This window comes from Halosimplex yunnanense, from assembly GCF_054504345.1.
The window spans coordinates 1-2882 of sequence record NZ_JBTJEL010000020.1; the positions used below are offsets into that span (position 1 = coordinate 1).

The 2882-nt window shown below is 56.8% G+C and carries 1 rRNA gene; it reads left to right on the plus strand.

Annotated elements, in window-relative coordinates:
* Positions 1-2872: ribosomal RNA gene (locus tag AB2U09_RS00130) — 23S ribosomal RNA — on the plus strand; the annotation flags it as partial.
* Positions 2873-2882 lie beyond the last annotated feature (10 nt).

A 2882-nucleotide genomic window follows, 5' to 3' on the forward strand; every position in this document is an offset into this window, starting at 1 on the left:
GAAGGACGTGCCAAGCTGCGATAAGCCTGCGGGAGCTGCATGGAAGCGAAGAACGCAGGATATCCGAATGGGAATCCCCACCGCAATTGCTTCGCGCAATGGGGAACGCCGGGAATTGAAACATCTTAGTACCGGTCGGAAAAGAAATCAATCGAGATATCGTTAGTAACCGCGAGTGAACGCGATACAGCCCAAACTGAAGGCTTCGGCCGATGTGGTGTATTGGGCCGGCGATCATCGTCTGAACCTTCTCGTGAAGTCTCCTGGAACGGAGCGTGATACAGGGTGAAAACCCCGTAACGAGAGGTAGTACGACGTGAGCCGGTTCCGGAGTAGCGGGGGTTGGAAATCCCTCGTGAATACGGCAGGCATCTACTGCCAAGGCTAAATACTCCTCGAGACCGATAGCGAACAAGTAGCGCGAGCGAACGCTGAAAAGCACCCTCAGAAGGGAGGTGCAACAGGGCTTGAAATCAGGTGGCGATGGAGCGACGGGGCATACAAGGCCCGTTCGAAAACGACAGAGGCGCGAGCCTCCAGTAGGACCGAACGGGAGCCGATGTTCCGTCGTACGTTTTGAAAAACGAACCAGGGAGTGTGTCTGTTTGGCGAGTCTAACCGGTTCATCCGGGAAGGCATAGGGAAACCGACATGGCCGCAGCGCTTTGCGCCAGGGCCGCCGTGTTCAAGCGCGGGGAGTCAAACTGACACGACCCGAAACCGGACGATCTACGCGTGGGCAAGACGAAGCGTGCCGAAAGGCACGTGGAGGTCTGTTAGAGTTGGTGTTTTACAACACCCTCTCGTGACCTACGTGTAGGGGTGAAAGGCCCATCGAGTTCGGCAACAGCTGGTTCCGACCGAAAAATGTCGAAGCATTACCCTCGCCGAGGTAGTTCGTGGGGTAGAGAGACTGATTGGGCGGACCGCCCTCGAGAGAGGTCGGCCGTGCTGTCAAACTCCGAACCTACGAACGCTTTCGACGCGAGGAGTTCGGTGCGCGGGGTAAGCCTGTGTACCGTGAGGGAGACAACCCAGAGTCGGGTTAAGGTCCCCAAGTGTGGACTAAGTGCGATCGAAGGTGGTCTCAAGCCCTAGACAGCCGGGAGGTGAGCTTAGAAGCAGCTACCCTCCAAGAAAAGCGTAACAGCTTACCGGCCGAGGTTTGAGGCGCCCAAAATGATCGGGGCTCAAGTCCACCACCGATACCTGACCGCAGAAGTCAAATTCTGACCGTGTAGGTCGGCGTTCTGATCGGGTGGAAGCACGGCCGAGAGTTCGTGTGGACCGATTAGAAACGAAAATCCTGGTCATAGTAGTAGCGAAAGTCGGGTGCGAATCCTGACGGCCAAAAGAGCTAGGGTTCCTCAGCACTGTTCGTCAGCTGAGGGTTAGCCGGTCCTAAGTCTCACCGTAATTCGAATGAGACGAAATGGGAAGCAGGTTAATATTCCTGCGCCGCTGTTCATTGAAAGTCGACGCCTTGGGTTCATCTGAGCCGGGCCATCGCCCGGTCGACCTGTCCAACTCCGTGGAAGCCGTAATGGCACGAAGCGGACGAATGACAGTATAGCGCAAGTCAGACTACCCTGGGGCCCGTGAAAAGACGAGAACAGTGTCCGTACCGAGAACCGACACAGGTGCTCATGGCGGAGAAAGCCACGGCCTGTCGGGAGCAATCGACGTTAGGGAATTCGGCAATCTAGTCCCGTACCTTCGGAAGAAGGGATGCCTGCCTCGGAAAGAGGCAGGTCGCAGTGACTCGGGGGCTCCGACTGTCTAGTAACAACATAGGTGACCGCAAATCCGCAAGGACTCGTACGGTCACTGAATCCTGCCCAGTGCGGGTATCTGAACACCTGGTACAACAGGACGAAGGACCCGTTAACGGCGGGGGTAACTATGACCCTCTTAAGGTAGCGTAGTACCTTGTCGCTTCAGTAGCGACTCGCATGAATGGATCAACGAGAGCCCCGCTGTCCCAACGTTGAGCCCGGTGAACTGTACGTTCCAGTGCGGAGTCTGGAGACCCCCAAGGGGAAGCGAAGACCCTATAGAGCTTTACTGCAGGCTGTCGCTGGGACGTGGTCGCTACTGTGCAGAGTAGGTAGGAGCCGTTACACAGGTACCCGCGCTAGCGGGCCACCGAGGCATCCATGAAACACTACCCGGTAGTGACTGCGACCCTCACTCCTGGCGGAAGACACCGATAGCCGGGCAGTTTGACTGGGGCGGTACGCGCTTGAAAAGATATCGAGCGCGCCCCAAGTCCATCTCAGCCGTGTCGGAAACGCGGCGAAGAGTGCAAAAGCAAAAGATGGACTGACAGTGTCATTCCCAACGAGTGACGCTGACGTGAAAGCGTGGTTTAGCGAACCAATTCGCCCGCTCGATGCGGGCCATTGCTGACAGAAAAGCTACCTTAGGGATAACAGAGTCGTCACTCGCAAGAGTACATATCGACCGAGTGGCTTGCTACCTCGATGTCGGTTCCCTCCATCCTGCCCGTGCAGAAGCGGGCAAGGGTGAGGTTGTTCGCCTATTAAAGGAGGTCGTGAGCTGGGTTTAGACCGTCGCGAGACAGGTCGGCTGCTATCTATTGGGGGTGTCATTGGTATCTGACGGGAACGTCCGTATAGTACGAGAGGAACTACGGATGGTGGCCACTGGTGTATCGGTCGTTCGAGAGAGCGCTGCCGAGCAGCCACGCCACACGGGGTAACGGCTGAACGCATCTAAGCCGGAAACCCACCTGGAAAAGAGATACCGCCGAGGTCGCTCGTAGAAGACGAGTTCGATAGACTCGGGGTGTACGCACCGAGGCAACGAGGTGTTCAGCCCGCGAGCACTAACTGACCGAGCCACCAATCATTACCGCATTG